Raw genomic sequence first — 2,770 nt, forward strand, 5'->3', positions numbered from 1 at the left:
GAGTTGTCCTGCGCGAGGGCGTGTTTGCAGTTGCAGCATTTGACATGATCGGCGGGAAGCGGACATTCGCTGCAAGTGAAAATAGTCTTCATCCAGCCTGAAAAGCGGACATCCGGATCAACCCATCAAGGTCGGCTAACGAGCGGAGAGGCCTGATCGTTAACGTATGCTTCAGCCTTTTTATTTTCAGGGATTTGGGCACCAAGAATAGTGTTTCATATCATCGAAAGAGGCGAAGATATCCTTTTGATATTTGGGCGAACGGTCACGGCCTTGCTATGGTCTGAATTTTCCGACTTTCGGAGCTGGCCGCCGTGATCTCGTCTTGGTGAGTGAAGCGCCAGAAGAGTAGGTGGGCAAGTCCCGAAGATTGTTATGCGGGCGCAAAGGTCAAATAAGCTTGCCAAGGACGGTCTACCTTAAATGCTTTTCCTGAACACATTGTTAGTTGATATCGACGATTTTACCCGGGTTCATGATGTTATTTGGGTCAATTGCCCGCTTAAGTGTCGCCATCAAAGCATAAGCATCGCCATGTTCCTCCAACATGTATTCTTTTTTGCCAGTACCAACACCATGCTCACCGGTGACGGTCCCACCAAACGACAGGGCGACGCGATTAACATTCGACGCAAGAGATTTTGCGCGTATAAATTCGTCTGGATCATTTGGATCGAACAGGATCAGCAAGTGGAAATTTCCATCTCCGACATGCCCGACGATGGGAGCAATTAATCCAGCCTCTTCAATCAATTCCTTGGTGCGTGAAATACAGTTTGCCAGCTCGGATACGGGGACACAGCAATCTGTAACAATGCTTTCGCAGCCCTTGCGAAGCGATTTCCCAGCGTAATAGGCGTTGTGTCGCGCAGCCCATAGGCGATTGCGATCTTCCGCTTTGGTGGCCCATACGAAGCCAGTCACACCAAATTCGTCGCCAACACCTTCAAAAAGCTCAACTTGTTCTTTCACGCTGGCGTCGGACCCGTGGAATTCCAAAAATAAATGCGGTTTTTCGGGCAGATTCAGGTCGGGGTTGAAAATATTCATGCCCTTTATCTGTATCTCGTCCAACAACTCGACTCGCGCGAGTGGAATGCCCATTTGAATGGCCATAATCACCGTATTGACGGCATTATCGACTGTTTCAAAGGCACAGGTTGCGGCAAGGATTGCGTCTGGCTGACCAAACAAGCGCACAGTCAGCTCAGTAATGATCCCAAGCGTGCCTTCGGACCCGACAAACAGATGGGTCAAATCATATCCGGCCGAGGATTTGCGGGCGCGTGACCCTGTTTGAATGATTGTTCCGTCAGGCAACACGACTTCCAGTGCCATAACATTCTCGCGCATGGTGCCATAACGCACGGTATTGGTGCCCGAGGCGCGTGTCGCCGCCATGCCTCCAAGTGTGGCATCGGCACCCGGGTCGACGGTAAACATCAATCCAGTGGCGCGCAGTGCAGCATTCAGTTGCGTGCGCGAAACACCGGGTTGAACAACTGCGTCCAGATCGCTTTCGTGAATAACAAGGACTTTGTTCATGCGACTGGTATCTACGCTGATCCCGCCATGAATGGGGATGACGTGACCTTCCAACGAGGTCCCGATGCCGAATGGGACGACAGGCACTTTGAATTGCGAACAGATTATCATGATCTCGGACACCTCTTGGGTGCTTTCGGGAAACGCCACCGCATCTGGTAATGCCGGCGTGGAATAGGCCTCGTCGCGACCGTGGATGTCGCGAATGCTTTCGCCCGTGGACAGGCGGTCGCCAAGCAGGGCCTTCAACGCAGAGATGGCCAACGCAGTATTGTCCGTTGTCATAATATTTTCCCTTTAGATCATCGTAGTTGTTGTGCGCGGTAAAGGCACTGTCGGGTATTATTGGAAAACTTGGTCGTATTGCTCGCGCAATGCTTTTTTCTGGACTTTACCCATGGCGTTGCGCGGCAGTGCTTTTACAAATGCGATATGTTTGGGCTGTTTGAAACGGGCCAGATCTTCTTTGAGACTGGTTAAGATATCCTGCGCCGCGATGTTGGCACCGTCTTGGACGACAATGACTGCGACGACAGCTTCGCCGAAATCGGGATGCGGGACACCGATGACTGCACTCTCGTTGACGCCGGACAGATCGTCGATCAAAAGCTCGATTTCTTTAGGGTAAATGTTATAGCCGCCCGAAATAATCAGGTCCTTTTGGCGTCCGACAATATGCACATATCCGTCCCCGTCTATGCGCCCAAGATCGCCTGTTATGAAAAACCCGTTGTCGCGCAGCTCCTCGGCGGTTTTTTCCGGCATTTTCCAATAGCCTGCAAACACGTTTGGCCCCTGAACCTCTAACATGCCGGTTTCGCCCTGCGGTAAAGGCACACCAGTCGCTGGATCGGTAACACGCAACGCAACCCCGGGCAGCGGAAAGCCGACCGTGCCGGCCCGCCTGTCGCCCTCATAGGGGTTAGAGGTGTTCATATTGGTTTCCGTCATCCCATATCGTTCGAGAATCGCGTGTCCGGTTAAGTCGCGCCAGCGTTCATGTGTTTCGGCGAGCAATGGTGCAGACCCCGATACAAAAAGGCGCATACCTGCCGAAGCCTTGGTCAGACCATCAGCTTCAAGCAGGCGCACATAGAACGTTGGCACCCCCATGAGCACCGTGGCCTTTGGCATGTTATCCAGAATGTCATCGGCGTCGAATTTGGACATGAAGATACAAGACGACCCCGCCATCAACGTGACGTTCGTCGCCACAAAAAGCCCG

General features: G+C 52.3%; 2 protein-coding genes. Both read right to left on the bottom strand.

What is annotated here, in order from left to right:
- Positions 1 to 444 precede the first annotated feature (444 nt).
- Positions 445 to 1,830 (bottom strand): FAD-linked oxidase C-terminal domain-containing protein, encoded by a 1,386-nt coding sequence (locus tag QZ197_RS15695; RefSeq protein WP_296433149.1) that lies wholly within the window; start codon positions 1,828 to 1,830, stop codon positions 445 to 447.
- 57 nt (positions 1,831 to 1,887) lie between these two features.
- Positions 1,888 to 2,770 (bottom strand): AMP-binding protein (locus QZ197_RS15700; RefSeq protein ID WP_296433150.1); only part of this gene is annotated, 883 nt, incomplete at its 5' end.

It is taken from the genome of Yoonia sp. (genome assembly GCF_017854415.1).
Taxonomy (GTDB): domain Bacteria; phylum Pseudomonadota; class Alphaproteobacteria; order Rhodobacterales; family Rhodobacteraceae; genus Yoonia.

Bases quoted from the DNA above. Each gene is read 5' to 3' on its own strand.
- QZ197_RS15695 (WP_296433149.1), bottom strand. From the start codon at position 1,830: ATGACAACGGACAATACTGCGTTGGCCATCTCTGCGTTGAAGGCCCTG.